The sequence below is a fragment of the Arthrobacter sp. CAN_C5 genome (genome assembly GCF_017875735.1).
Taxonomy (GTDB): domain Bacteria; phylum Actinomycetota; class Actinomycetes; order Actinomycetales; family Micrococcaceae; genus Arthrobacter_D.
Genome location: NZ_JAGGMZ010000001.1, coordinates 1368141 through 1393372, shown reverse-complemented (window position 1 = coordinate 1393372; position 25232 = coordinate 1368141). Strand labels below are relative to the sequence as shown.

The following is a 25232-nucleotide window of genomic DNA, read 5'->3' as shown; positions in this document are numbered from 1 at the left end:
TGAGGGCGAGCAACGCTCAGATCTCGTAGGACACGCCCGCCACGGCCACTGCGAGGTCGCCCCGGTAACTGGTCCGGGCTTCCTCGACGGTCCGGTTGGCGTCATTCCAGACCGGGATGTGGGTCAGCAGCAACCGGTCCGACGACGCTGCTGCCGCCACCTGCCCGGCGCGCCTGCCAGTGAGGTGCACACCCTCGATCGCATCGTCGCGGCCCTCATGGAACGCGGCTTCACACAGGAAGACGTTGGATCCGGCGGCAGCCTCGATCAGGTTGTCGCAGGCGTCGGTGTCACCCGAGTAGGTGAGCACCCGGGGCGGATCCCCCGGATTCTCCCCCGCCACCTCGACGCGCAGGGCGTAGGCCTCCTCAACCGGGTGCAGGACCGGGTACGGGGTGATGGTGAACGGGCCCAGGGTGACGGAGCCGCGTGGGCTCCACTTGTGGAAGTCGAAGTCCTCGTGCATGCCCGGATCCAGTTCCAGGCCATAGGCGGTCGCCATCCTGTCGGCGGTGCCCTCGGGTCCCCACACCGGGATGCGCGGCCGGTTCCAGCCGTTGGGGTCCCAGTGCACCGCGACGTGAAGGCCGCAGAGGTCCATACAGTGGTCGGGGTGGAGGTGGCTGAGGAAGACGGCGTCGATGTCCCGGAGGTCCATGTAGCGCTGCAGCGCGCCGAGGGCGCCGTTGCCCAGGTCCAGGAGGATTCGCCACGTCCTGGTGCCGTCGCCGTCGGGAACGGTGGCGGTGACCAGGTAGCACGACGCCGGTGACTGGGGGCCGGGGAAGGAGCCGCTGCAACCCACAATGGTCAACTTCATGGGCGGGAGTTCCCGATGGCATCGGCGCGGGCGGTGGCGATCATCTCCGGGGTGATCCGCGCCATGCTCCCCGTCGGGTACTGCGCCGCCACGTGGTCCACGTGTTCGACGCTGAGCACCTCGGGGCCGAGGAAGCGACGGGCCAGTTCACCGAAACGCTGGGCGTCGCCGGTAGCCACGAAATGGTGCTTCGGTGCCGATTCCCCCACCCGTTCCAGGTCATGGGAGATTAGGGCCCGGTACACATCTTTGGCGGTCTCTTCGGCGCTGGAGACCAGCGTGACCGCGTCCCCCATGACGTAGGAGATTGCCCCGGTCAGCAGCGGATAATGCGTGCATCCCAGCACGAGGGTGTCGACCCTGGCACGCTTGAGCGGTTGCAGGTACTGCTGGGCGGTGGAGAGAAGCTCGGGGCCGGAGGTGATCCCCGCCTCGACGAACTTGACGAAATCGGGGCAGGCGGCCGACGTGATGGACAGGTGCGGCGCGGCAGCAAACGTGTCCTCGTAGGCACGGGAACCCACCGTCGCGGACGTCCCGATGACACCGATCTTTCCGCTGCGGGTGGACGCAACGGCACGCCGGACGGCTGGCTGGATCACTTCGATCACCGGGATGCCGTACCGGGCGGTGTAGCGTTCGCGGGCGTCACGGAGCACCGCGGCAGAGGCGGAGTTGCACGCGATGACCAGGAGTTTCACTCCGGAATCGACCAGTTCATCCATGACGCCGAGCGCGTGGGCACGCACCTTGGCGATCGGGAGCGGCCCATAGGGGCCGTGAGCGGTGTCGCCGACGTACAGGATCGACTCCTGCGGCAGCTGGTCAATGATGGCGCGGGCGACGGTCAGCCCGCCGACGCCCGAATCGAAGATACCGATCGGGGCCTCGGTTCGTTTCAGCGATGAAATCTCACCCGGGACGTTGGTCATAATCTACCGACCATAAGACCTGCGACAGGCATTAGACGAACCAGCCGCCAGTGTAATTAGTCACAGCGATGGAGCGCGGGGGCAGGAAATTCACTTGTCCTTGAGCCCAAACAGGGCCTGGATCAGTGACTCCTGGAGCCAGCTCGTGAAGTTGTAGACGAGTGCCAGATAGGTCTCGACGTCGTCAGCGTCGGCGACGTCGTCAATCTCGTGGAGGCGCGCGGCGTCCTCGTCGGATTCGATCTTCAGCCGGTCCGCGAGGACCAGCCGCACGTCGTTGAGGGCACGCGCCATGAGCCGCGCCTGGTCGGCGCTCAGGGTCATCGGGCTGGATTCGAGCAGCACGGCGCTGCCGCGCAGGGTGCCGATCTTGTCTTCCCGCAGGGACCGCTCGGTCAGGCGGCGGAACTCCAGCGCCTCGTCGTCGTCGTCGCGGACCGCATCAGGCAGCAGCCGCCGGACGGCACTGTCGGAGGGGGCGACGGCGACACTGTCCACCCCCACCATCGCCGCCAGGGGGTCGGCGTCGGCGGGTTCGGCGGGCTCGAGCAGTTCGATGATGTCCTCGAACAGTTTGCGCAGCAACTGCCGCTCCCCCGGGTCCAGGGTGCCGATGATTCCGCGGCGGGTTGCCTTGAATGCCTTGGCCAAAAATTCTCCTTATCGCGCAGTCACCATCGAAAATAGTGATCGCTCGGGCTAGCTGGGACAGATCCTAGGGTGCATCCGACTTCTGGAACGTCGCCCACAGCCCGTAGGAGTGCATGGCGAGCGTGTCGCGTTCAGCTTCCTCACGACTTCCACCGGCCACCACCGATCTGCCCGCCTCATGGACTTCCATCATGAGCTTGTGCGCCTTGGCCTCGCTGTAGCCGAAATAGGTCTGGAACACGTAGCTGACGTAGCTCATCAGGTTCACGGGGTCGTTCCAGACGATCACCACCCAGGGGATGTCGCTGGCCGTCAGCTGCTCGGTGTCCGTTTCCTCGAGGCGTTCGGTGTCCGGAGCGGTGCCAACTGTCATAGAACCATTGTAGGACCGGGCACCGACGATAGGAGTCCGGGTCCTCGGCACTGCTGAGGGGCTAGAGTTTTGCATGTGAGCCCCACCGACGCCGCCCCGGTCATGAGCACCCGGGCCAGTACCGCCCTCTATACGGACCACTATGAGCTGACCATGCTGCAGGCCGCCCTGCACTCCGGAGCAGCCCACCGGAAGTCAGTTTTCGAGGCCTTCCCCAGGAGACTCCCGGAAGGACGCCGCTACGGGGTGGTCGCCGGGACCGGACGGCTCCTTGACAGCCTCGAGAACTTCCGCTTCGGCGCCGAGGAGCTCGACCATCTGTCCTCCGCCGGAGTGGTGGACAGCCTGACGCTGGACTGGCTGGCCGATTTCCGCTTCAGCGGAAACATCTGGGGCTACGCCGAGGGCGAAGCCTACTTCCCGCACTCCCCCATCCTGATAGTCGAGGGCACCTTCGCCGAAGCCTGCATCCTGGAAACCCTGGTGCTCTCGATCCTCAACCACGACAGTGCGATCGCCTCGGCTGCGTCCCGGATGACAGGCGCCGCGGGCCAACGGCCCTGCATCGAGATGGGATCGCGCCGCACCCAGGAAGAGTCGGCGGTCGCGGCCGCACGGGCAGCGGTGATCGGCGGCTTTGCCAGCACCTCCAACCTGGAGGCGGGCCGGCGGTATGGCGTGCAGACGGTTGGCACGGCTGCCCACTCCTTCACCCTGCTTCACGACTCCGAGCGGGACGCCTTCACAGCGCAGGTCGCCGCGCTCGGCGCCGGCACCTCGCTGCTCGTCGATACCTACGACGTCGAACAGGGTGTCCGGACGGCGGTCGAGGTGGCCGGCCCCGCGCTGGGAGCGGTCAGGCTCGATTCCGGCGACCTCGTGGCCCAGGCCCGCTGGGTCCGCCAGCTCCTGGACGACCTTGGCAACCACACCACACGCATCGTGGTCACCTCCGACCTCGACGAGTTCGCGATCGCGTCGCTCGCCTCCGCGCCCGTGGATTCCTACGGCGTCGGCACCTCCCTCGTCACCGGTTCGGGAGCCCCCACCGCGGGTCTCGTCTACAAACTGGTAAGCCGGACCGACGACGACGGCGAGTTCGTCTCGGTCGCAAAGTCCGCACTGAACAAGGCGTCGCGGGGCGGGCGCAAGTACGCGCTCCGTCGACTCGACGACACGGGCACTGCCACGGCCGAGGTAGTGGGCATTGGCCGGTCCCCGCACGACGACGGCAACGACCGTCCCCTGCTGCAGCAGTTCGTCAGCAATGGCGACATCCTGCCCGGCTGGACCGGCGTTGACGGAGTACGGCGGGCCGTGGCCCACCACAGCGCGTCAATGAGCGAATTGCCTGGCTCGGTCATGCGCCTGCAACGCGGAGAACCTGCCATTCCCACCGAATTTGAGGAGGAGCCATGACCCGGGCCCTGATTATTGTCGACGTCCAGAATGACTTCTGTGAGGGAGGTTCCCTTGCGGTCGACGGAGGCGCCGACGTCGCCGCACGACTGAGCGATTTCATCGACGCGGAAGGGAGCGAGTTCGACCACATCGTCGCCACCCAGGACTGGCACATCGATCCCGGCGCGCACTTCTCGGACACCCCCGACTACCGTCACTCCTGGCCGGTGCACTGCGTGGCCGACACCCGGGGGTCCCAGTTCCATCCGGAGCTGGACACCGAGAATATTCAGGCGGTGTTCCGCAAGGGACAGTTTGAGGCTGCGTATTCGGGCTTCGAAGGCGTCCTCGCGCCGGAAGACGAAGTGCCGACCGGAGAGCAGAAGCTCGGCGCCCTTGACGACCTGACGCCTGACGAACCCATCACACTCGACGACTGGCTCCGCGAGCGCGAGGTCGACGAGGTTGCGGTGGTTGGCCTTGCCACTGATTTCTGTGTCCGGGCAACGGCACTGGACGCCGTTGCGGCCGGTTACACCACCGCGGTACTGCTCAGCTATACCCGCGGAGTCCACCCCGACGGCGTCGAGACCGCCCTCGAGGAGCTCGAGGACGCCGGCGTCGAGTTAGTGGACTAGGCCCGCTCACCAGTACATGGCGGCCGTCTGACCCGACTGCCCCGCCCAGTACAACCGGACCCTGAGCACATACCTCCGGCCCTGGATCAGTTTCGCGCTGAACAGGGCGTTGCGGTCCTCACCACTGTCGTCGTCTCCGGCGAGGAACCGGGGCTCACCGTCGATCTCCTCGAACAACACGAGCACCGTATCTGCCGTGCCAAAGGTCCCCAGCTGGTAGGACCGGGACGACGGCGGGTCGATCACGAAGTCGGCCTGCGCCCCGGCGACAAGTGACAACGCCACGGACTCGAATGGCTTGAGCGTGGGAGTGGACCCGTTGAGACCGGGATAGGTTCGCCGTACCCACTCCTGGTCCGCTGCCGAGAGCCCACCCGGGGGTGTCAGCCCGTCCTTGAACTCCGCTGGCTCAGTGATCAGCCCGGCAGGGAACCAGTACTCCATCACCGAATCCGGATCCCAGTTGGACCCTTCGACCTCGTGCGTATTGATCTTCCGGAGGACGTTGTGGAAGGTCTGGTCCCGGGTCCAGCCGTTGGGCGCGCCGGTGAAGTACTGATAGACCTTCTGTTCGTCCCAGACAATCCCCGCGAAGGGGTTCTGGTGTTCGTGCGGCAGGCCGAGGGTATGCCCGATCTCGTGCAGGGCCGTCGTCCTGCCGTAATCAGTGGTGAGGTCCCAGCCGAAGTTCATGGTGGGCTCGGTGGCCCCGATGCCCAGAACATCCTTTCCCAGGTAGGACCAGGACCCGTTGCCCTGGTCGAAGGCGATCCGGATTTCGGCCTCGCCAGGATCCGCAACCTCTGCGAAATCCAGTCCGATCCCGAGCGCTTTCCACTCCACGAAGGCACTCCGGACGGCCTCCTGCTGGGCCGCGGGGCCACCCAGGAAGTGATAGTGCAGCACCGTGCCGTTGACCCATTTGGTTCTCAGCAACACGATGAGCCTCATCCGCGGGTCCGAAATTCCAGCGGGTAGGGCGATCGGGATGCGGGGCTTGGGATTGCAGTGCGGTCGCGGTTGATTCTCTGACATGTCTGGCTCCTTGGGCGCCGGTGGTCGACTGGGTTCTCGGCCGGACGATCGTCACGCCAGCCGAAGCAGCACACTCGATCACACCATCCCGGGCGTTACTCGCGTGTTATTCATTTGTTCCATAAGCATCAAATACGGTGCGAAAAAATAACACTCGGATAACGCAGTCTTTGTACAGTTTAATTTCTCACGCAATACCCAATAACTGACCTTCAACTATTGATTGAGGATGAACACCATGACACGGATTACCACCGAGGTGGACCAGGTACTCGAGCAACTCGTCGCCGAACGGCGGGAAGAGGTGGTCGACCTGCAGAAAACTGAAGCGAACCGGCTGGAGCAGCTGGAGAAAAGCGGCGGTGCCCGGCTGAGCCAGTTGCAGAAGGAACTGCCTGACGAGCTTTCCAAGGCCCTCGTCGCACAGGACAAGACCCATCAGGACCTCGCAGCCGACACGGTCAAGGACACCGAGTCCATCGTCCAGAAAATGTCCGGCTATGAGGTAGCCCCCGAAGTCTCGGCCGCCGCCCATCCCGGGCTGGTGCGGGGCAGCCTCGCCGCTGAGGCGAGCGCCGTCGGCTGGGTCTATCCCTACTATGGAACGCTGCACGGTTCAAACGGGGCAGTGTACTGGCAGGGGTACAACCCGGGAACCATTGACGCCTCGACGTTTGCCAGCGGCGCGGGATCCGGTCTGTTCGGCACGGGTGCGGGATCGTTCACCGTGTATATGGACTGGTGGTTCACCTATTTGGCACCGCTAAACCGCAACTACTCGCACACCGTCTATGTTCCCTTCAACGGGTTCCATATTGTGAGGGCTGACGACGGGTTCTGGGATTCCAAGGAAGCGAAGGTCAAAATCGACCTGACGACAATTGGCTACCAATACAATTACAAGGCATCGGCAACGACAAATGTGCTGAGCATTTCGGACGACAACATCAATATCAATGATCGTTTTGATGGCTGGCGGACCATGTACTACGCGCAGCTGCTCGGTGCGGACATGGCCTACCTGCGGGTGACCGCGTCGCTGTACGTCTATGCCAGGGGTGGCGGCTCCCACGCGCAGCTGAACTTCAGCGATGGGTCAGCCAACTACCTGGGCGTGCCGATAGTCTCGGTCGACTAGCACTTTCGGTGCCTCGGGCACCGGGAACGTCGGCCCCTATTTGCGGCCGATAAACCAGTCCTGCAGCTTCTTCAACCGACGCTGCAACTGATCCTCGTTGGCCTGGGCCACTGCGGGGCCACCGCAGGCCTTCCGCAACTCGGTGTGCACCACGCCGTGCGGCATGCCGGAGCGCGCCGACCACGCCGAAACGTTCTTCGCGAGCTCGCCACGCAGCTCGGTCAGCATCCGGTGATCCACGACCAGCGGCTCCGGCGCTGGCGCAACGGCTCCGCCCTTGCGTCCTCGCCGGGTCTGCTGCTCCTGCTGACGTTGCCGCAGCAGCACTCCCACCTGGTCGGCGTCGAGCAGTCCGGGGATGCCCAGGAAGTCCTGTTCATCCTCACTCCCCATCTCCCCGCCGGTACCGAACTCGCCGCCGTCGAAAAGCACCCGGTCAAAGGACGCCTGTGACTCGAGGGCCTCGAACTTCTGCTTGGTCAGCTCGTCGGAGGCCTTCTCGGAACGGTTCGCCTCCTCCATCAGCGCTTCCTCGGGGGCAAACCCGTCCTCGTCGGTCTTTGGCCGGTCCAGGGCGTGGTCCCGCTCCAGTTCCAGCTGGTTGGCGAGGATCATCAGGTTGGGAACCGAGGGCAGGAAGACCGATGCGGTCTCCCCCCGGCGTCGCGCACGCACAAAGCGGCCGACCGCCTGGGCGAAGAACAGGGGCGTCGCCGTGGACGTCGCGTAGACGCCGACGGCGAGCCGTGGCACGTCCACGCCTTCGGACACCATGCGGACGGCCACCATCCAGCGTTGCTCGCCCGCCGAGTATTCCTCGATCTTCTCGGAGGCCTTCGCGTCATCCGAGAGAATCACAATCGGGGACTCACCGGTGATTCGCTTCAGGAGACCAGCGTAGGCGCGGGCGTCGTCGTGATCGGTGGCGATGACCATTCCGCCGGCGTCGGCCACTGTGCGCCGCACCTCGGAAAGTCGTTTGTCGGCAGCGGCGAGGACCGCCGGGATCCACTCGCCGGTCGGGTTCAGCGCGGTCCGCCAGGCATGCGCGGTGATGTCCTTGGTGACGGCTGCCTCACCGAGTGAGGCTGCCATCTCCTCACCGGCGCTGGTGCGCCAGCGCATCTGCCCCGAGTAGGCCATGAAGATGACCGGACGCACCACATGGTCCCGGAGCGCTTCTCCATACCCGTAGGTGTAGTCGGACTTCGAACGCCGGATGCCGTCGTCGTCCGCTGCGTACTCCACAAACGGGATGGCGGCGGTGTCTGAACGGAACGGGGTACCGGTCAGCGCCAGCCGCCGGGTCGCGGGCTCAAATGCTTCCCGGATACCGTCGCCCCAGGACAGGGCGTCGCCGCCGTGGTGAATTTCGTCCAGAATAACCAGGGTCCGTGCGGCCTCGGTCTTCGCGCGATGCAGCATCGGTTTGCTGGCCACCTGCGCGTAAGTCACAGCCACACCGATGAAACCCTGGCCGTGGCGTCCGTCGGCATTCCGGAAGTTGGGGTCGATGGCCAGACCGATCCGCGCGGCAGCGTCGGCCCACTGACGCTTCAGGTGGTCGGTCGGGGCGACGATGGTGATCCGGTTGATGGTGCCGCGCTCCACCAGCTCGGTGGCCACCCGCAGTGCGAAGGTGGTTTTACCTGCACCCGGGGTAGCAACGGCGAGAAAGTCCTGGGGACCAGTACTGAAGTACTTGGCGAGCGCCTGTTCCTGCCACTGGCGCAGCTTGGGGGCGGTGCCCCACGCTGCCCGTTCCGGGTAGGCCGGCGGCAGCGACGCACCTGCGGCAGGGGCAACGCCAAAGAGCATGTTATTACTCACGCTTAAGAAGAAACCTTTCCATGCCTACGGGTGCCTGGGTGCAAGTGCGCTGGGATCATCAGAGGACCCCAGTGCCCCCCTCAAACCGGCAACTATACCGGCAACCGCGAAGAGGCACAGAGCCAGCCAAATCGCAACAAACACGCCCACCTGTCCCGGGTTGGACGGGTCACGCAGCAGGGCGAAAAGCCCGCCAGCGATAGTGGTTCCGACCACCCCGCCCAGCTGGTCGCTGAGCTGTAGCGACGACGAGTTCTTTCCCCGCTCCTGGGCCGGTGAGAGCTTCAGCACCAGCACCGAGGTGCTGGACAGGGTCATTCCCATGGCAAAGCCAGCCAGCGTCCAGACCAGCACCAGAACCCAGAACGGCACTACCGGGTCCGAGGCAAGGGCCAGCAGGCCAATGCTCATCGACAGCACCGACGCCCCGATCACCAACAACCATTGCCTGCGGAACGTGACCCGCGCCTGCACAAAAGCCCCAGCGCTCCAGCCCAGGGCACCTGCGCTGAGGCTCAGCCCGGCGGTCGCCTCATCCATTCCCCGGGAGGTGACCAGCATCAGCGGCAGGAAGGCCTCCGCGCCGAAGAACGCGGCTGTCACCAGGCCGCGGGTGGCGATAATACTGGGCAGTCCGGGAGCCAGGCGTACTGTCCCTTTCGGCAGGAGGCGGGGGAAGGTCACCGCCGCAACGATCACGCCGGCGATGGCGAGCGTCACCAGCAGCACCGACCCGGCGTCACCGGCCACGCCCTGGGCTGCGAGCCGGTTCACCGCAATCTGGGCCGCCAGGACTCCCCCGGCAAGACCCAGCCCGGTGAGGGCACGCCGTCGTCCGTCGTGCCGGTTCCCTGCGCCGGGCTCTGGTGGCGCCAGTGCGGCGGTTCTCGGCCAGACCAGGGCGAAGGCCGCGAGGACGATCGGTGCCACCCCGAGGAAGACCAGGCGCCAGGAGACTTCTCCCGCCAGATAGCCAGCTACCGCTGGACCGATCAGCGAGGGCAGCACCCAGGCCGCGGATAACCAGCCGAAGATCACCGGTTGGCGGTGCTGGGGGTATGCTCCCCCGATGATCACATAAACGGCTACCACCATGAAGCCACCGCCCAGTCCCGAGACGGCCCGACCAGCCGTGACCATCCAGAACTCACCCGCGGCACCCGAGACCAGCAGCCCTGCGATCATGACGAACATGCCGACGGCGAGTGCCGGACGCGCACCCGCCCGGTCACACCAGGTACCGGCGATCACCGTGCCCAGCAGCGACGCCGTGAGGTACATCGAAAAGGCCAGACCGTACCCGGAGACCCCGTCCAGGTCAGCGACCACCGCAGGCATCGCCGTCGTCACCGCCATCGCCTCGAAGGCGGCACAGGTGATGATGGCGATGATCCCGATGGTCAGCGGGCGCAGGTTCGCCGTTTCGCCTACGACTTCGGGCCCCGTGGTGGGCCGGGCGGAGTGATCAGTCATGAATCCTTAGTCAACCGACGACGACGGAGGGGCACGCAGGAATACCGACCACCACTATCCCCGGACAAACCCGTATCCGGGGACGTTTCCTCTGAGGGGTGGTGCTATTTGTCCTTGTCGTCCTTGCCAGGGCGCATGCCGTTGTAGATGTCTTTGCACTCCGGGCATACCGGGAACTTCTGCGGGTCGCGGCCCGGCGTCCACACCTTGCCGCACAAAGCGATCACTGGCTCGCCTGACAGGGCGGACTCCATGATCTTCTCTTTGCGGACGTAGTGGGCGAGGCGTTCGCGATCCCCTGGTTCCAGCTCTTCCCGAAGCTCCTCGCGCTCCAGCGTGGCGGTGGAGCCTGAGCGCTGGGGATCAGTGCGTGGGTCGTTGCCGGGATCATTGTCAAAAGGGTCTGCAGGCGTACTCATGCGTCCATCCTATCCTTGCTTCGTGACCATACTGCCGGGCGGATAGCAACCTAGATTCCCTGCCAGGAGGGTTTGTTGGCGTAAGTGTGGCGATAATAATCTGCCAGTTTCAAGCCCGAGGCCGCCGCATCATCGATGAGGATGGTGGCGTGTGGGTGCATCTGCAGAATGGATGCCGCGCACACCGCCGCCACCGGGCCCTCGACGAAATCGTGAACTGCCCGCGCCTTTTGGGCGCCCGTTGCGATCAGCACCACGTGCCGGGCGTCCATGATGGTCCCGAGGCCCTGGGTCACCACGTGATGTGGCACCTCGTCGACGCTGCCGAAGAACCTGGCATTGTCCTTGCGGGTCTGCATGATGAGCGACTTGATCCGGGTGCGTGAGACCAGTGAGCTACCCGGTTCATTGAAGCCAATGTGGCCGTCGGTCCCCACCCCCAACAGCTGCAGGTCAACGCCGCCCGCCAGCCGGATGGCCTCCTCATAGGCCGCGCAGGCTGCGGGAATATCCGTTGCGGCGCCGTCGGGACCGTGCACGTTTTCCGGGCGGATATCGATCCGGTCGGTGAACTCCCTACGGATCACCTCCCGGTAGGACTCGGGGTGCCCGGCGGGAAGTCCCACATACTCATCCAGCGCGAAGCCGTGGGCGGCCGCGAAGCTCAGACCGTCCCGCTGGTGCCGGGTCGCCAGTTCGTCATAGACGCCGAGCGGCGACGAACCGGTCGCCAGACCCAGCACAGCGTCGGGTTTGCGCCGCACCAGCGCCTCGATCGCATCCGCTGCGAGCGTGGCGATGGCTGACGGATCGGGCAGGATAACAACTTCCATCCACTGTCCTTTTGTTGTGGTCAGGCTGTTCAGAACCTGCCTACTTGTTGACTGACACCGCCTGCAGCAGTTCCGGCGCCCTACGGTCGTACCATTGTCCGCCCAGCTTCAACCCGACGAGAAGCAGGACGGCACCCAACACGCATCCCACCAGCAGGGTGAGCCAACCGAAGGCACTGTTTCCGGTGACCAGATAGGCAATCGCGAGCCCCAGTTCCGGGATGACCAGCACCAGCAGGACCAGCCAGCCAATCATCTGGACGGCAAACATCGAGAACCCGGTGCCCGGTGGGGTCTTCAGCGGGCTCTCCCCCGGCAACGGCACGTTGTAGGTATACCGTGCGGAAACCACGCTGGAGAACCCAATGCCGGTCAGCAGGACGCCGATGGACAGTCCGAGCATCATCGGGAGGTCCTCGAGGCTGCCGGAAATCCACAGCGGTGCAATGGTGAATACCAGCACCGCTGGGGCCGAGATTACCGCGACGGCCAGGGCGCGTCCGGCCCGGTCGGACCGACCGCTCACACCCGTGGACAGGTGTAACCAGAAGGCAGTGTTGTCGTAGGAGATGTCGGCTGAAATGGACCACGCGAGCAGGAAAGCGATAATCGGTCCCACGAAATTCAGCAGCGTGTAGTCCCCCGACTGTGCTGCGAAGAACAGCATCAGCAGCGGTACCAACGGAACGATCACGATCGACCCCAGATACCGTGGGTCCCGGGCCCAGTAGGTCAGTGCCCGGGCTGCCACCGCGCCGGTGGGTGTGGCCGGGAAGCGGCGGAAAAATCCCAGATTGCCGGCGCCCTTCCGGGTGACCGCGTTGTAGGCGGGGGTGACCAGCGCCCTCGCCAGGTTCAGTTGCCAGAGCCAGGCAAGCACCGCGAGCACAACGACGCCGAGGACGAACCGGAGCGTAGCGGTGAGGTAGGCGCCGTCGGCCACGTCCGCGGGCACCGCCCAGAAAACCCCGAGCGGGGTCCACCCCAGGATAGCCGCGAGTTCGTTGGCGAAGCCCGGCGACTGCTCAAAACCGGTCGCGACAGCGGCGATGATCGGACCCACCAGGATCAGCGGCACCAGGATCACCATCGAGCTGACGTCCTTGAACCGGCGGGAGGAGGTGAGGGAAATGACCGCTGTGGTCGCCAACCGGGAAGCGACCACGCAGAGCAGCACGGCGAGCACCGCGCAGATGAGGGCCGCCACAGCAGCGGCCGGGTACCGGATCCAGGTGCCCACCTGGGCCAGGGAGGCCAGCAGGGTGATGATCCCGGGAATCCCGATCACCGCTCCAAGCGCCAACCCGGCGATCATCTGCCGCATTGGTACCGCGAAGGTGACAAACCGGGCCGGGTCGAGGGTCATATCGATACCGGAAGAAACCATTGGCACCACGATCCAGCCGAGGACCACCACCGACCCGCCAATGACCAACACATTGCGGATCACTGTAGGGTCTGCGTTCCCCAGGAAGACCAGACCAACGATCAACAGGCCCAGCATCCCGAGCCCGTACAGGCCACCCAGGATGACCCCAACCAGCGCCCAAGTGCTGCGCTTCAGGGAGTTCCGGAGGAGGGTGAGTTTGAGTCTTAGGAGGTGCGCAACCATGTGAGGCCCTCCGCAGTGTTCCGGCCACCCACGAGTTCCACGAACCGGTCCTCCAGGCTGGATTCCCCGCGCACCTCGTCCACGGTGCCGGCAGCGAGCACGGTACCGGCGGCGATCACTGCCACGTGGTCGCACATCCGCTGCACCAGGTCCATCACGTGGCTGGAAACGATGACGGTTCCACCGGAGCCGACATAGCTGGCGAGGATGTCACGGATGTTCGCCGCTGACACCGGATCCACCGATTCGAAGGGCTCGTCGAGCACCAGCAGCGACGGCGCATGGATCAGCGCGGACGCCAGCGCGATCTTCTTGGTCATACCGGCCGAATAGTCGACCACCAGGGTGCCCGCGTCGTTGGCGAGGTCCAGGGCCCGGAGCAGGTCCGCAACCCGTTCGGCAACGGTGTCCCGGTCCATGCCACGCAGCAGCCCGGCGTAGGTCACCAGCTGCTCGCCGGTCAACCGGTCGAACAGCCTTACCCCGTCCGGAAGGATTCCCATCAGCTTCTTCGCTTCGAGGGGATGGTCCCAGACGTCGACGCCATGCACCCAGGCATGCCCATGATCGGGCCGGAGGAGTCCGGTCGCCATCGATAGCGTGGTGGTCTTGCCCGCCCCGTTGGGTCCCACCAGTCCGTAGAAGGATCCGGCCGGGACATCCAGGTCGACACCGTTGACGGCGATCTTCTCGCCGAACCGCTTGGCGAGCCCGCGGATGACGAGTGCAGGGCTCCCCGGAAGGGTAGGTTCGCCGGCAGTATCGGGAGACAGGGGAAGGGTGGGTGAACTCATCCCCCAACGCTAACAACGTGGGAGGCTGCTCCTCGTCATCCAAAGGGACGAATTACCGCCCGGGATCTTCCGCCACCCGGATGACCTGTGTCCCCGAACCGGGGTCCTGCTCTAGAACAGGGCTCGGGCGAGTGCTCCACGGGCCTTGGTGACCCGTGGATCGGCGACACCGACGACGTCGAACAGTTCCAGCAGCCGCACCCGTGCCGCTTCACGCGGTTCACCGGCGGTGCGGGAAATGAAGGCCACGATCCGGGCGAACCCGTCCTCGACGTGTCCTCCTGACACATCCAGGTCCGCCACGGCCAGCTGGCTTTCAAGAATGTCTGGCTCGTCGGCTGCGCGCTGGCGGATGGTTGCCGCATCAACGTCCTTCAGCCGCTGCATCAGTTCCACCTGGGCGAGTCCAGCCTTGGCCTCGGCGTCCGCGGGCTGTTCGGCCAGGGCCTGGCGGTAGGATGCCGCGGCGGCCAGATAGTCCCCCGCCTCGATCGCGTCAAAGGCGGCCTGGTGGTGCGGGGGCAGGGGTGGCTCCTCGGCCGCGGCCTCGGCACCCTCGGCGTCAGCGCCCTCCCGCAGCGATCCGGCGACCCCGTTGGCGCCTGCCACCTTCAGCAGTTCATCGATGAAGGAACGGATCTGCTGTTCGGGGACGGCACCCTCGAACAGAGGCACGGGCTGCCCCTTGAGAACGGCGACGACGGTCGGTACGGTCTGGGCCTGAAATGCCTGGGCAATCTGCGGCTGCGTTTCGACATCGACCTTCGCCAGCAGGACCTTGCCATCGTGTTCGACGGCGATGGCTTCCAGCACGGCAGTGACGCGGGAGGATTCCTCGCTCCATCCGGCCCGCAGGTCAACGACCACGGGGACCTGGGAGGAGAGCTGTACCAGCTGGGGGAAGCTCTGCTCGGTGACCTCGACCACGTAGGGGCTCCCGGCGGCGCCGGCTCCGCTGGCGGGTTGGGCTTCCGCCTGCTGGCCGTTGCCAGCCGCCGGCGCGCCGCCCTGGGGCGCTGTGCGTGCTGCTTCGGCACGCGCCTTCAGCGCCGAAAGGTCAACGGCTCCGTGCAGGTTCATTGACGACGGCGGGAGGGGCCCGCGGTTGTTCGGAATGCTCATGGTTCCGCCTTTATTCGTTGGAAGTCATTTGATCGTGGGTAGACAAGTGGTGATGCTCGCCGGAACTATCTCAGCTCGGCGGACAAAAATTGCTGGGCGGCGCCGACGACCCGGACGCGTTCGCCGCTTTCCTCGGTGGGTATGTACATCATGACCGCTTCGCCGTAGCGCACGTCAATGCCCTCGTCGGTCGACGTCTCGCCCGTGAGCGACTCGTAGACGGTGCCGTCGAGATCGATGGAGTCACGGGAGCCCCGGGGCACGCTGGAGTAGGTGTGGTTCAGGTACCCGAAGACCATCGCGCCGCCGTCGCTGGTGGCGAGGGCATGCGTGTAGTCGGGCTCCGAAGCGTGGACAAAGGTGATGTCCGCCGAGTCATTGTCCGGATCCGCCACGACATCCGACTGGAAGGACGTGATGGCCTCCGCGAAGGAGTTCTCCTCGAAAGTGTCGGCGTTGTCGCCGTCGGGTTCGGAGAGGAAATCCGCAATGGCGTTCATCGCCGTCTGCGGCGCGTAGGCGAGTCCTGGTGCGTTGTCGAGCGGGACCTGTGCCACCCCGGCTGAGCCCTCGGAGCTGGGAAAGGTCGTGCCGGGCAGCATCTGGATAGCCGCGCTGAGCTGGTAATTGGACCGGGGGTCTGCCTGTACCAGCACCAGCGCCTGCGGCACTGGGTTGTCCTCGGACTGGGTGAGGGCCACCACCGTGCGGGGCCAGCTGGGATCGGAGGAGATCATGGTGGTCAGGATCGGTTCCGCGGCCACCGGCGTGGGCTCCGGGATCTCCGAGGCGTCGGCACGCACAGCGTAATTGGCGGTCCGCAGCGCCAGTGCGGCCTCTGCGGTCCGAGGCGCAAGCAGATCGGCGTCGGCGGCCGCGTCACCCTCCGCGACGACGGTGGCAACCGAAGCGAGAATTCGCTCCAACTGGCTTTCGAGCACCACCGGCGGCTGGTCCCCGGTCTCCTCCGCCGCGGGCGAGGGGGATGGCTCCGACGTCGCAGGCGAGGGGGATGGCTCCGACGTCGCAGGCGAGGGGGATGGCTCCGACGTCGCAGGCGAGGGGGATGGCTCCGACGTCGTGGCGTGCGCCGCACTGAGTCCGGAAGCGGTGAGTCCCATGACAACGACTGCCACGCTGAACTGTGCTCCGCCCTTCCTGCCCTGCTTGTTGCGGGCTTCAAGGGCGCGCTGATGGGCTCGCGACCCCTCAACGGTCGGAGGTCGTTCGCGCTTGGGCTTGCGGAAGAACAGTGCGATCCCGATCAGAACGATGAGGGCTCCGATCACGATGAGGGGAACAGCCCAGACCGTGGTCTCGTCGTTGGGCCATGTGATCGAGACATTGGTAGGGGCGGGGTTTTCGCCGTCGGACGCAAGCAAAATGGACCAGTCGCCGTCGGCCGGGTCCAGCCAGCGGTGGGTGACGCTACCTTCGGCGGTTTCCTCGCTGGTCCAAAGATCGGATCCGCTGGGATCCGGAACTGTCTGCTCGCCGTCAGTGAACGTGGTCTGGAGGCCGTCCTCTTCAATTCCGGTCACCCGGAGGTGGGCCGCGTCGCCCACCCAGGCGTCGACGTCGCTGGCCCGGCCGACAGCGAGAGTGAAGGTCCCCTCAGAGCGGACCGTGATGTCGACGTCGTCGGCTCCGGGCTCCTTGGCACCAGCGTCGATCACAGTCACCGGACCGCTCTCGGTTCCGGCTGGCACCGAAGCGGTCACTGTCTCGGAAGGGGACAAAAAGGTGAGCTGTGCGATGCCCACGAGCATCAACAGCACTCCGATCACCAGGGCGGGAACTGCAATCTTGAAACGCACTCAGATACCTATCGTTGCTCGCGCGCAGCACGGCCGCGCATCATGCGCCGACAGGTCCCCGGCGGCGCGATTGTCTGTGCAAAAGCTTGATCTCACCTCCCATCGTAACTAACTTCACCTACACGGCAGGATTTTGTGGAGGGCGTCACTATCGGCTGGAACCACGCTGGTCCCGGGCACGACGGCGGACCGGTCAGGGTGCAGGGCGCCGTCCAGCTTGCCTGTTAGTGTTTCGCTAACGTGCAATGGCTCTGGATGACGGCCACCCCTCGCAGGCACCACTGGGAAAGCAGAAAACAAGCGTGAGCGATAATCAGGAAGTTCCGGTCGGCGAGCCGCTCCCCCGGCCCACTGCCCCACCCCGCGTGGCGAACGGGCACACGGCGGGCTCCCCCGATGAAGCCTCCCAGCCGGGCCTGCTGGCCGCGATCCTGCACCGGTTGCGCAAGCCCATCCCCGGGGCGCAGCCCCGGCTGCGGTTTGAGTTCCCCCCCGAGCGCGCTCCTGATCAGGTGCCCTTCGACGAGGAGGTGACCCTCGCCGACGAGCGCCTGAAGTTCGGCAACCCGCAGCCCCGGTCCATGCGCCACCACCCCATCCACTTCGGATTCATGGGTACCGTGGGTGTCGGCCTGGCCCTGCTGGCCTATTTCATGATCACCAACGTGGGCCAGTTGCTGCTGTGGATCGGCGCTGCCATGTTCATTGCGCTCGGGCTGGATCCCATAGTCCGCTGGCTGGAGAAAAAGGGGGTACCACGCCCGGCCGGTATCGCCGTCGCGCTGTTGTTGCTTGCGAGCCTCATTGCAGGCTTCTTCGCCACCCTGATCCCCACCATCGCGAACCAGACGAGCCAGTTCGTGGACCGGGCGCCCGGGTTTGTTGATGACTTTCTGAACTCGGACTTCTTCCGTACGGTCGACCAGCAGTTCCAGGTGAGGGAGCGGGTAACCGATGAGGTCAATAACTTCTTCGACAACTCGGAGGCGGTAGGCGGGATCTTCGGTGGCGTTCTGGGAGTGGGAACGGTCATCCTCAACAGCCTGTTCGGCACCCTGATCGTGCTGGTGCTGACCCTGTACTTCCTGGCGTCGCTGCCCGCGATGAAGGAATGGGCCTACCGCCTGGCACCACGCTCACGCCGACCACGGGTCAAGTCGCTGGCCGAGGAGATCACCAGCAGCGTCGGCAACTACGTGATCGGCCAGGCGTGTGTCGCCCTGCTGAACGCGATCTTTGCCTTCATCTTCATGACCATCGCCCAGGTCCCGTTCTCGGTTCTGCTGGCCTTCGTCGTGGTACTGCTGGCCTTCATTCCACTGGTGGGGGCGCTGATCGCCGCGGTCATCGTCACCTTAGTTGCGTTGACCGCCGGGTGGCAGACCACACTGCTCTTCGCCGTGCTCTACCTCGCCTACCTGCAGGTTGAGGCGTACTTCATCTCACCCCGCATCATGCAGCGGGCGGTCGCGGTTCCCGGCTCGGTGGCAGTGATCGCCGTGATTGCTGGCGGCAGTCTGCTGGGCGTGCTGGGGGCGCTCATCGCCATTCCGACCGCCGCCGCCGTGATGTTGCTGCTCAAGGAAGTGTTCATCGCCCGTCAGGACGGGCAGTAGCCCGGTGTGCTGGATGCCACCGCTTTAGGACGCGGTGGCGGCTTCTCCGGTCCAGGTGGTCGGCAGCGAATCGGAGCTGCCGGGCAGGACGGTGTCGGCGATTTCATCGAGGACACGCGCCGCATACTTCTCACCCACCCAGAGGTGCTTGGCCCCATCCACCCCAATGACCTCGGCCTGGGGTACCCGGGAGAACCGGGTGGTGGCCGCTGCTGGCTGAAGATAATCGTCGTGTTCGGGTACCAGGACCTTCAGGGTCAGACCGGAGGCGGCCCACGCATCGAGATCCTCATCCCCAGCTCGGTGGAGCGGCGGGGACAACAGGATTGCACCCTGAATGGCGGACGCTATCGGCTCGGAGGCACCGTACTTCAGGCACAGTTCGGTGCCGAAGGACCAGCCGACCAGCCAGATGTTTTCCGGGTGGCGTTCGGCGGCCCAGGCGACAGCCGCCTCAATGTCTGCTTGTTCCGCTGCGCCGCCATCGAACTCGCCTTCGCTGCGGCCACGCGGCGAACTGGTGCCGCGGGTATTGAAGCGAAGTACTGCGATGTCCGCCAGCGCCGGAAGCCTGAAAGATGCCTTCCGGAACACGTGCGAGTCCATGAATCCGCCAGCGGTGGGCAGCGGATGCATGGTCACCAGTGTGGCCAGCGGCGGCCGGTCCACCGGTTCGGCGAACTCGCCCACCAGCGTCAACCCGTCGGAAGTCCGCAATTCAATGTCCGTGCGGGTTGCGGGGAGCACCGTGGATGCCCTGATGTCCATCGGAGAGTCAGAATCGGTGAAGTCATAGCTGGAAGGCGTCGAAGTCATCGTTTCAGTCTAGGGGAACACGGGATAGCCCCGCGGTATCCGGAGCGGCCCTGCGCCGTCGTCGGCTCAGTACTTGTAGCTTCGGGTCCGCCAACAGTTCACGTGCCAGTGGCGCCGGCCAGCCAGCCCCGCGGCAGCGCCGAACAGTGAGTCTTCCTGCCAGACCACCAGGTGTGCGAGGCCGGATGGAATCACCCGGTGGCAGCCCGGACATACATAGTCCTTGGCAGCGTTGCGCTCGGTGATCCGGCGCACCGACCACTCGCCGTCGGGCGCGCTTTCGTGGGTCGGAATGCCAGCCCGCGCCCGCTCAAGATCGATCTCGGGCACCGGGCCGGTCTTGCGCCCGGGCTGAGCTGTTGGCTTCCCGGGACGACGGGGACGGTTGGAACGCGGCATAGACCTAGTCTGCCCGATGAATCGGATCGAATAAGACGAGATATTCTGACCCACCTCAGCGACGCGCCCGCGACGGTCTCCGAACCTTCCGAAACTGCCGACATCACGACGAGCCGCTGGGTCTGGGGCTGCTTGCCTACATCGTCTGAATAGTGCTCGCGGCCCGACAGGCCGCAGTAGCCGCCGAGCACCAGCCACCTTCCGGCACTCCCTGCCTTAGTTTCGGGGGCAGGGGTTCTCTGCGCATTGTGGGACGATTTAGGTACCCCCAAACCACTCAGCGAATTGGATGGCAATACGTGCGTTTAGTTGTAGCCCAGTGCTCAGTCGATTACATCGGCCGCCTCCGGGCCCACCTGCCCTTGGCCACCCGACTGCTGATGGTCAAGGCCGACGGGTCAGTATTGGTCCACTCCGACGGCGGCTCTTACAAGCCCCTCAACTGGATGAGCCCGCCAGCCACCCTGCGCATTGTCACTCCCGACGAGGCGGACACCGAGCTGGGTGTCACCGAAGTGTGGAACGTGCAGCATGCCAAGACCGACGACCGCCTGGTAATCAATATTCATGAGCTCATTCACGAGACTTCGCATGATCTGGGAGTGGATCCCGGCCTGGTCAAGGACGGCGTTGAGGCAGATCTGCAGCGCCTTCTGGCTGAGCAGATCCATCTCGCTGGCGCCGGTTTTACGCTGATTCGCCGTGAGTACATGACCGCCATCGGGCCCGTGGATATCCTTGCCCGTGATGCCTCAGGAGCCACTGTGGCCATTGAGCTCAAGCGCCGGGGCGACATCGATGGTGTTGAACAGCTGACCAGGTACCTCGAACTCCTTAATCGGGATCCCCTGATGTCTCCGGTCAGGGGAATCTTTGCGGCACAGCAGATCAAACCACAGGCACGCGTGCTGGCCCTGGATCGGGGTATCGACTGCCTGACGTTGGATTACGACATGATGCGTGGGGTAGACGACGTCGAGTCACGCCTCTTCTAGCCTGACCCTTGAGGCGGCTATCAGATGCCGATGATCGGGTGTAGATAACCGGATATCGGGTGCCAACCTTTCGTTCGAAACTTTGTTCGAGAGGTTTGTCCACATAGCCCTTAGTTCCGCAGGAATGTCGGTGGTGTTTGGGACAATAGAGGTATGGAAGGCAGCGCAGCTCCATCACCGAAACGGAGGGGAATCCCCTCCCGGGTGACGGCTGCGCGGGGAGCCTCGGGTGCTTGTCGTGAACCTGAGCGCGGCCGACTCTCTGGTGCTGCGGACGGCATTCCTGTCGATTCTTCTTCTGCTACGTCTGCCGGTGCTGCTCCGACGAGCAACACTCCTGTGAGCACCCTTGCCGGGGTTGGCCGTGAGCGTTCCACCCTAGCCCTGGCCGAAGCGCTGAACTCCCTGAAACCGGCGGTGGATGCGGCAGGGTTGATTGATCAGTTGCGGGAGTTGGAGGATCTGAAGTCGGCGATTGCTGGGGTGCAGGCCCGGATCACGGTTGCGATCGACGTCGCTGAACGCGACACCCAAACCCTCGCCGGGGTACCCGCCGCCGAACAGGGCAAAGGGGTGGGGGCGCAGGTCGCATTAGCCAGGCGTGAATCCCCGTCCCGCGGCAGCCGGCTCCTCGGCTTGGCGCGGGCGCTGGTCACGGAGATGCCCCACACACTGGCGGCCCTTCACACGGGTCAGCTCAATGAGTGGCGGGCGACCCTGTTGGTGAAAGAGACCGCGTGCCTCAGTAGTGCTGACCGGGCTGCCGTGGATGAAGAGCTATCAGCTGATACGGGTAGGTTCACCGGATACGGGGATAAGGCGGTCGTCGCCGCTGCGAAGGCAGCCGCGTACCGGCGGGATCCCCGGTCGGTGGTGAACCGGGCCGCCCACGCTGTGACGGAGCGGTGTGTGAGTATCCGGCCGGCACCGGACACCATGGCCTATCTGACCGCGTTGCTTCCGGTGAAGGAAGCCGTCGCCACCTACGCCGTGTTGACTCGTCACGCTGACACGGTCCGGGGTGCCGGTGACCCCAGGTCCCGGGGTCAGGTGATGGCCGATACCCTCGTCGAACGCGTCACCGGGGTCCCCGGGGGTATCAGCCGGGTCGAGTTGCAGCTCATCATGACCGACCGTGCCCTCTTCCAAGGCGACAGCGAACCAGCCAGGATCCCCGGCTACGGCAGCGTCCCCTCCAGCTGGGCACGCAACCTCCTTCAGGCAGAGACACCGACCAGCCCACGGACACCAACAGGCCCGGGCATTCTAGAAGGCTCAGGCACACCAACAGGCCAGCGTCCCACCACAACCGAACCGGGTGCTGAGCCAGCAATCAGCCAGGGCGGTCCAACCAGCCCAGCAATCGGTCGGGCAGATTCGGCCGGGGCAGGGCCAGCTGGCGGCACTGGCACTGGCACTGGCCGGAAGGATCCAAGCGACTCCGCCGCACACCGTGCTTTCGACGTCTGGTTACGTCGCCTCTACACCGCCCCATCGACCGGGGATTTGGTGGCGATGGATTCCACGGCCCGGCTCTTCACCAAAGCGCAACGCCGGTTTATTACTGCCCGGGATGACACCTGCCGGACCCCGTACTGCGACGCCCCGATCCGCCACATCGACCACATCATCCCGTGGCATCGGGGCGGGCCGACATCGATCACGAACGGGGCAGGACTCTGCGAAGCATGCAACCACACCAAAGAACACCCCGGCTGGACTGTAGCCCCCGCACCCGGACCGAGACATCAGCTCAAAACCACCACCCCCACCGGCCACACCTACCACTCCACCGCACCACCCCTACCCGGCAACGCGATAATCGAACGTCAACAGGTCAGGGCTGCGGGAATCTTCAGGACTATGGAAATTTTCAAGACTATGGAACAGGTCAGGACTGTGAAGCAGGACAGGTCGCGACCCTAAGCACCGAGAAAGGACCTTGCGCTCGGAAAGCCACAGCACAAGGTCATCCACGCGACCAACCCGCGAGCTGCGCATAGAATCAGGCTATGGTCAGCAACGAGATTCCTGGACGCTCCACTGTGCGTTACATTCGTGGACGCATCATCACCGAGGCCGGAATCATTGATGACGGGGTGCTGGCTGTCGACGGCGATCGCATTTCGTTCGCCGGCCCAGCTGCCGCATTCGATGGCGGATCCGCACCGGCGGATCGGGAATTCCCGCCGGGCAGTATCCTCCTACCCGGACTCGTGGACACCCACTGTCACGGAGCCAACGGCGGGGACTTCGCCAATGCTGATGTAAGTGCCGCGCGCCGGGCGGTCGACTTCCTCCACCGCAGCGGCACCACCACCGTCCTGGCGAGCACCATGACCGCTCCGCGGCAAGACTTGATCAATGCGCTTGCGGTCCTGGCCGGGCTGGCAGAGGAAGGGGTCATCGCGGGCATCCACGCGGAAGGACCGTTTGTCTCGGTCGCACGCTGCGGCGCCCAAAACCCCGACTACATTTCCGACCCTGAACCCGACTATGTGGCAGACCTGATCGAAGCGGCACAGGGCAGGCTCAAGACCATGACCTACGCGCCGGAGCTGCCTGGAGCGGATGCACTGGTCGATATCCTGACCACCCACGGGATCACCCCGTCCCTCGGCCACACCGATGCCGACGCCGACACCGCTGCAGCGTCGCTGTCACTCGCCTGGGAGGAAATGGAGTCATCCGGGTTCGACGGCTACAGCATGCGACCCACCGTCACACACCTCTTCAATGGGATGCCGCCACTGCACCACCGCTCCCCCGGGCCGGTAGCCGCCTGCCTCAGGGCAGCGAAAGCGGGGACTGCCGTCGTCGAACTGATCGCTGACAACGCTCACCTGGATCCCCAAACGGTCCTGACTGTTTTCGACCTCGTAGGGTCGGAGAACATCACGTTGGTGACCGATTCAATGGCCGCGGCGGGTCTCCCCGACGGCAACTACCATCTGGGCTCCTCCGCTGTGACAGTCGCCAATGGCGTAGCTACCCTTGACCGCACCGGATCCCTCGCCGGCGGTACGGCAGTTCTGCTTGATGTGGTGCGCCGCACCGTTGACGCCGGTGTACCCCTCAAAGATGCGGTGGCCTCCGCGACCGCGGTCCCCGCCAACGTCCTCGGACTCGCCGATGAAATCGGCAGCCTCCGGCTGGGCCTGCGCGCCGATGCCGTGGTGGTGACCGCCGACCTTGCATTGCTGGCCGTGCTCCGGGAAGGCGTCTGGCTGGAACCGTTCTAACAGCATGCCTACCCGTTACCTTTTGCTAATTTCCCAGAATTTGCACGAAATCTCCGTTGACCAGCACAGGCCATTATGTGATGCTTATTTCAGTCTTTGTGTACGTGTGAAGCATGCTCGCAAGACGATGTTGCGAGCGTGAGACTTCCCACCGGAACCGAAATACAAGAGGTGCCGATAGGTTGTTTCCGTGGAGTGACCCCGGGACTACATGCAGTGTGTAGGACTGAACATTTCATTATGGAGGAGAAACAAATGGCACAGGGCACTGTGAAATGGTTTAACGCTGAAAAGGGCTTCGGCTTCATCACCCCGGACGACTCCGACGGCGATGTTTTTGTACATTACTCTGAGATCCAGACCGGTGGATTCAAGACTCTCGACGAAAACCAGCGCGTTCAGTTCGAAATCGGTCAGGGCGCCAAGGGCCCCCAGGCTACCGGCGTCACCGCCCTGTAGCGTCCGATCGGTCGTCTCAGCAGTCGACCGGTTCTTTATAGGTAGGGCCCCCACGGATCACCGTGGGGGCCCTACCTATATGTGGATCTCAGCGCCAGGTACCTATCCCGACAACCGGTCCCGCCTCCAGCCACGAGGACAGGCCCGCGTAGACGTCGAACTTCATCGCCAGCAACACTTCCTGGCCCTCGTAGTCCAGCGTGACCACTATCGCGCCGGGCTGGATCCGGCGTTTCTCAGCCTCAGTGGGCTGACGCCATCCCTTAAGCTCCAGCGAACTGCGTAGATAACGGTAGCGGGGACGAGGACTCAAGGATGCCATCTGAAGCCATTCAAGATGCAGGTCCGTATAACGACAAACCCCCATCTGCCATCCCTGGGGAGGGAAGCAGATGGAGGCGTCAAAGGTTCCGAGCGCTCCGCGCAGCTGAAGCCGGCGAAGACCGAAAGCCATGATGGCAAGCACCAGCAGCAGAAAGATCGCTGCGAGCGTGATGAAGGCTATACCTAGACCGTCCATCACCGGTGCTGTCAGCGAGTCTCCGCAGACACATTGCCGCCGATCTTCGCGTTGTCAGCGACAATGACTACCCGGTTGCTGTCGACAGAGAAGAACCCTCCGTCAACCGTTACCAATAGCCGTTCACCGGAGACGGGCTCAATGGCCATTTCGCCTTCAGCCAGGATGGCGAGCATCGGAGCATGCCCGGGCAGGATACCGATTTCGCCGTCGCTGGTGCGAGCCCTGACCATGGTCGCCGCGCCGGACCAGACAAAATGGTCCGCCGCGACGATTTCTACTTCGAGTTCAGCCATG

25 protein-coding genes are annotated in these 25232 nt (G+C 64.7%); 8 read left to right on the top strand and 17 right to left on the bottom strand.

Annotation, left to right across the window (positions count from 1 at the left end; genetic code table 11):
• Positions 1-16 precede the first annotated feature (16 nt).
• The 4 genes from H4V95_RS06585 to clpS form a co-directional block, all read right to left on the bottom strand.
• Positions 17-820, bottom strand: a complete 804-nt coding sequence (locus H4V95_RS06585) for an MBL fold metallo-hydrolase (RefSeq protein WP_209729486.1) — start codon at positions 818-820, stop codon at positions 17-19.
• The gene (murI, locus tag H4V95_RS06580; protein ID WP_209729483.1) at positions 817-1752 is read right to left on the bottom strand and encodes a glutamate racemase; all 936 of its coding nucleotides are present in this window, start codon (positions 1750-1752) and stop codon (positions 817-819) included. The genes H4V95_RS06585 and murI overlap by 4 nt, the downstream gene beginning before the upstream one ends.
• Before the next feature lie 90 nt (positions 1753-1842).
• Entirely contained in the window at positions 1843-2403 is a 561-nt protein-coding gene (locus H4V95_RS06575) for a DUF2017 domain-containing protein (RefSeq protein WP_196865794.1), read from the bottom strand.
• A 64-nt stretch (positions 2404-2467) separates the two neighbouring features.
• Entirely contained in the window at positions 2468-2776 is a 309-nt protein-coding gene (gene clpS, locus H4V95_RS06570) for an ATP-dependent Clp protease adapter ClpS (RefSeq protein ID WP_196865793.1), read from the bottom strand.
• A 102-nt stretch (positions 2777-2878) separates the two neighbouring features.
• Between clpS and H4V95_RS06565 the strand changes: the two genes are divergently transcribed.
• Entirely contained in the window at positions 2879-4195 is a 1317-nt protein-coding gene (locus H4V95_RS06565) for a nicotinate phosphoribosyltransferase (protein ID WP_209731300.1), read from the top strand.
• Entirely contained in the window at positions 4192-4815 is a 624-nt protein-coding gene (locus H4V95_RS06560) for a nicotinamidase (protein ID WP_196865792.1), read from the top strand. Before H4V95_RS06565 ends, H4V95_RS06560 begins: the two co-directional genes overlap by 4 nt.
• 6 nt (positions 4816-4821) lie before the next feature.
• On the opposite strand, the gene H4V95_RS06555 is transcribed toward H4V95_RS06560, so the two are convergent.
• Complete coding sequence (locus H4V95_RS06555) at positions 4822-5850, bottom strand: matrixin family metalloprotease (protein WP_209729481.1); 1029 nt, start codon at positions 5848-5850, stop codon at positions 4822-4824.
• 238 nt (positions 5851-6088) lie between these two features.
• Between H4V95_RS06555 and H4V95_RS06550 the strand changes: the two genes are divergently transcribed.
• Positions 6089-6988: a hypothetical protein gene (locus H4V95_RS06550; RefSeq protein WP_209729479.1), complete on the top strand. Its 900-nt coding sequence runs from the start codon at positions 6089-6091 to the stop codon at positions 6986-6988.
• Positions 6989-7024: 36 nt separating this feature from the next.
• Here H4V95_RS06550 and H4V95_RS06545 read toward each other — a convergent pair whose 3' ends face one another.
• The 8 genes from H4V95_RS06545 to H4V95_RS06510 all read right to left on the bottom strand — a co-directional run bounded on the left by H4V95_RS06545 (position 7025) and on the right by H4V95_RS06510 (position 16888).
• Entirely contained in the window at positions 7025-8806 is a 1782-nt protein-coding gene (locus H4V95_RS06545) for a DEAD/DEAH box helicase (protein ID WP_196865921.1), read from the bottom strand.
• A 36-nt stretch (positions 8807-8842) separates the two neighbouring features.
• Positions 8843-10291 carry an MFS transporter gene (locus H4V95_RS06540; protein WP_196865789.1) on the bottom strand — a complete coding sequence of 483 codons (1449 nt, stop codon included), beginning with the start codon at positions 10289-10291 and terminating at the stop codon, positions 8843-8845.
• A gap of 104 nt (positions 10292-10395) precedes the next feature.
• Positions 10396-10710, bottom strand: coding sequence for a DUF3039 domain-containing protein (locus tag H4V95_RS06535; protein WP_171584226.1), 315 nt, complete (start codon positions 10708-10710; stop codon positions 10396-10398).
• Between the two features lie 50 nt (positions 10711-10760).
• The gene (gene nagB / locus H4V95_RS06530) at positions 10761-11543 is read right to left on the bottom strand and encodes a glucosamine-6-phosphate deaminase (protein ID WP_196865788.1); all 783 of its coding nucleotides are present in this window, start codon (positions 11541-11543) and stop codon (positions 10761-10763) included.
• A gap of 40 nt (positions 11544-11583) precedes the next feature.
• Positions 11584-13155, bottom strand: a complete 1572-nt coding sequence (locus tag H4V95_RS06525) for a transporter (RefSeq protein WP_196865787.1) — start codon at positions 13153-13155, stop codon at positions 11584-11586.
• Positions 13137-13949 carry an ABC transporter ATP-binding protein gene (locus H4V95_RS06520; protein ID WP_209729477.1) on the bottom strand — a complete coding sequence of 271 codons (813 nt, stop codon included), beginning with the start codon at positions 13947-13949 and terminating at the stop codon, positions 13137-13139. Before H4V95_RS06520 ends, H4V95_RS06525 begins: the two co-directional genes overlap by 19 nt.
• Positions 13950-14060: 111 nt before the next feature.
• Positions 14061-15071 carry a tetratricopeptide repeat protein gene (locus H4V95_RS06515; RefSeq protein WP_209729475.1) on the bottom strand — a complete coding sequence of 337 codons (1011 nt, stop codon included), beginning with the start codon at positions 15069-15071 and terminating at the stop codon, positions 14061-14063.
• Between the two features lie 65 nt (positions 15072-15136).
• Entirely contained in the window at positions 15137-16888 is a 1752-nt protein-coding gene (locus H4V95_RS06510) for a hypothetical protein (protein ID WP_209729474.1), read from the bottom strand.
• A 302-nt stretch (positions 16889-17190) separates the two neighbouring features.
• On the opposite strand from H4V95_RS06510, the gene H4V95_RS06505 reads away from it, so the two are divergent.
• Complete coding sequence (locus H4V95_RS06505) at positions 17191-18504, top strand: AI-2E family transporter (RefSeq protein ID WP_395939820.1); 1314 nt, start codon at positions 17191-17193, stop codon at positions 18502-18504.
• Between the two features lie 24 nt (positions 18505-18528).
• Here the strand turns inward: H4V95_RS06505 and H4V95_RS06500 are convergent, their stop codons facing one another.
• A complete protein-coding gene (locus tag H4V95_RS06500) occupies positions 18529-19320 on the bottom strand; it encodes an alpha/beta hydrolase (protein ID WP_209729470.1) in 792 nt (263 codons plus the stop codon).
• Between the two features lie 66 nt (positions 19321-19386).
• Positions 19387-19719, bottom strand: a complete 333-nt coding sequence (locus H4V95_RS06495; protein ID WP_196865781.1) for a hypothetical protein — start codon at positions 19717-19719, stop codon at positions 19387-19389.
• 299 nt (positions 19720-20018) lie between these two features.
• On the opposite strand from H4V95_RS06495, the gene nucS reads away from it, so the two are divergent.
• The 4 genes from nucS to H4V95_RS06475 all read left to right on the top strand — a co-directional run bounded on the left by nucS (position 20019) and on the right by H4V95_RS06475 (position 24415).
• On the top strand, positions 20019-20714 hold the full coding sequence (gene nucS / locus H4V95_RS06490) for an endonuclease NucS (RefSeq protein ID WP_196865780.1): 696 nt from the start codon (positions 20019-20021) through the stop codon (positions 20712-20714).
• A gap of 153 nt (positions 20715-20867) precedes the next feature.
• Positions 20868-22640 carry a DUF222 domain-containing protein gene (locus H4V95_RS06485; RefSeq protein ID WP_395939819.1) on the top strand — a complete coding sequence of 591 codons (1773 nt, stop codon included), beginning with the start codon at positions 20868-20870 and terminating at the stop codon, positions 22638-22640.
• A gap of 86 nt (positions 22641-22726) precedes the next feature.
• Complete coding sequence (locus H4V95_RS06480; protein WP_196865778.1) at positions 22727-23956, top strand: N-acetylglucosamine-6-phosphate deacetylase; 1230 nt, start codon at positions 22727-22729, stop codon at positions 23954-23956.
• Positions 23957-24211: 255 nt separating this feature from the next.
• Positions 24212-24415, top strand: coding sequence for a cold-shock protein (locus H4V95_RS06475; protein ID WP_019481284.1), 204 nt, complete (start codon positions 24212-24214; stop codon positions 24413-24415).
• 88 nt (positions 24416-24503) lie between these two features.
• Here the strand turns inward: H4V95_RS06475 and H4V95_RS06470 are convergent, their stop codons facing one another.
• On the bottom strand, positions 24504-24935 hold the full coding sequence (locus H4V95_RS06470; protein WP_196865777.1) for a DUF2550 domain-containing protein: 432 nt from the start codon (positions 24933-24935) through the stop codon (positions 24504-24506).
• 11 nt (positions 24936-24946) lie between these two features.
• On the bottom strand, positions 24947-25231 hold the full coding sequence (locus H4V95_RS06465; RefSeq protein WP_196865776.1) for a F0F1 ATP synthase subunit epsilon: 285 nt from the start codon (positions 25229-25231) through the stop codon (positions 24947-24949).
• Between the last annotated feature and the right edge of the window lies 1 nt (position 25232).

Coding starts and splice junctions, on each gene's coding strand:
- murI (WP_209729483.1), bottom strand. CDS start 1,752: ATGACCAACGTCCCGGGTGAGATTTCATCGCTGAAACGAACCGAGGCC.
- H4V95_RS06525 (WP_196865787.1), bottom strand. CDS start 13,155: ATGGTTGCGCACCTCCTAAGACTCAAACTCACCCTCCTCCGGAACTCC.
- H4V95_RS06545 (WP_196865921.1), bottom strand. CDS start 8,806: ATGCTCTTTGGCGTTGCCCCTGCCGCAGGTGCGTCGCTGCCGCCGGCC.
- H4V95_RS06485 (WP_395939819.1), top strand. CDS start 20,868: ATGGAAGGCAGCGCAGCTCCATCACCGAAACGGAGGGGAATCCCCTCC.
- H4V95_RS06465 (WP_196865776.1), bottom strand. CDS start 25,231: ATGGCTGAACTCGAAGTAGAAATCGTCGCGGCGGACCATTTTGTCTGG.
- H4V95_RS06585 (WP_209729486.1), bottom strand. CDS start 820: ATGAAGTTGACCATTGTGGGTTGCAGCGGCTCCTTCCCCGGCCCCCAG.
- H4V95_RS06500 (WP_209729470.1), bottom strand. CDS start 19,320: ATGACTTCGACGCCTTCCAGCTATGACTTCACCGATTCTGACTCTCCG.
- H4V95_RS06565 (WP_209731300.1), top strand. CDS start 2,879: ATGAGCACCCGGGCCAGTACCGCCCTCTATACGGACCACTATGAGCTG.
- H4V95_RS06560 (WP_196865792.1), top strand. CDS start 4,192: ATGACCCGGGCCCTGATTATTGTCGACGTCCAGAATGACTTCTGTGAG.
- H4V95_RS06475 (WP_019481284.1), top strand. CDS start 24,212: ATGGCACAGGGCACTGTGAAATGGTTTAACGCTGAAAAGGGCTTCGGC.
- H4V95_RS06555 (WP_209729481.1), bottom strand. CDS start 5,850: ATGTCAGAGAATCAACCGCGACCGCACTGCAATCCCAAGCCCCGCATC.
- H4V95_RS06540 (WP_196865789.1), bottom strand. CDS start 10,291: ATGACTGATCACTCCGCCCGGCCCACCACGGGGCCCGAAGTCGTAGGC.
- clpS (WP_196865793.1), bottom strand. CDS start 2,776: ATGACAGTTGGCACCGCTCCGGACACCGAACGCCTCGAGGAAACGGAC.
- H4V95_RS06470 (WP_196865777.1), bottom strand. CDS start 24,935: ATGGACGGTCTAGGTATAGCCTTCATCACGCTCGCAGCGATCTTTCTG.
- H4V95_RS06515 (WP_209729475.1), bottom strand. CDS start 15,071: ATGAGCATTCCGAACAACCGCGGGCCCCTCCCGCCGTCGTCAATGAAC.
- H4V95_RS06550 (WP_209729479.1), top strand. CDS start 6,089: ATGACACGGATTACCACCGAGGTGGACCAGGTACTCGAGCAACTCGTC.
- H4V95_RS06480 (WP_196865778.1), top strand. CDS start 22,727: ATGGTCAGCAACGAGATTCCTGGACGCTCCACTGTGCGTTACATTCGT.
- nagB (WP_196865788.1), bottom strand. CDS start 11,543: ATGGAAGTTGTTATCCTGCCCGATCCGTCAGCCATCGCCACGCTCGCA.
- H4V95_RS06520 (WP_209729477.1), bottom strand. CDS start 13,949: ATGAGTTCACCCACCCTTCCCCTGTCTCCCGATACTGCCGGCGAACCT.
- H4V95_RS06535 (WP_171584226.1), bottom strand. CDS start 10,710: ATGAGTACGCCTGCAGACCCTTTTGACAATGATCCCGGCAACGACCCA.
- H4V95_RS06495 (WP_196865781.1), bottom strand. CDS start 19,719: ATGCCGCGTTCCAACCGTCCCCGTCGTCCCGGGAAGCCAACAGCTCAG.